Below are 590 nucleotides of genomic sequence, written 5' to 3'. Positions count from 1 at the left end.
CCTTCACGGATTGCGAAACGCAGACCGTCGTCCATCGCGATTGGGTGGATCAGAGTCACAACCATCTTGATGTTGTCGCCTGGCATTACCATCTCAACGCCTTCTGGCAGTTCGATGGTACCGGTCACGTCAGTTGTACGGAAGTAGAACTGTGGACGGTAGCCTTTGAAGAACGGAGTATGACGGCCGCCTTCGTCTTTGGACAGGATGTACACTTCAGATTCGAACTTGGTGTGTGGCTTGATTGAGCCTGGCTTCGCCAGAACCTGACCACGTTCGATTTCTTCACGTTTGATACCACGCAGCAGAACACCAACGTTCTCACCAGCACGGCCTTCGTCCAGCAGTTTGCGGAACATTTCAACGCCAGTACAGGTAGACTTCGCAGTCTCTTTGATACCAACGATTTCAACTTCTTCGCCAACTTTGATGATACCGCGCTCTACACGACCGGTAACAACGGTACCACGACCGGAGATGGAGAATACGTCTTCGATTGGCAGCAGGAATGGCTTGTCAATCGCACGCTCTGGTTCTGGGATGTAAGAATCCAGGAAGCCAGCCAGTTCGATGATTTTCGCTTCCCACTC

General features: G+C 51.9%; 1 protein-coding gene. It reads right to left on the bottom strand.

What is annotated here, in order from left to right:
- Positions 1-590, bottom strand: a 590-nt coding sequence (locus UR289_RS21840; RefSeq protein ID WP_024909880.1) for an EF-Tu/IF-2/RF-3 family GTPase, incomplete at both ends; no start/stop codon positions are given.

The organism is Enterobacter sp. 302C9, from assembly GCF_034106085.1.
Classification (GTDB): domain Bacteria; phylum Pseudomonadota; class Gammaproteobacteria; order Enterobacterales; family Enterobacteriaceae; genus Enterobacter; species Enterobacter asburiae_B.
This window is presented reverse-complemented; position numbering and strand designations above follow the sequence as displayed.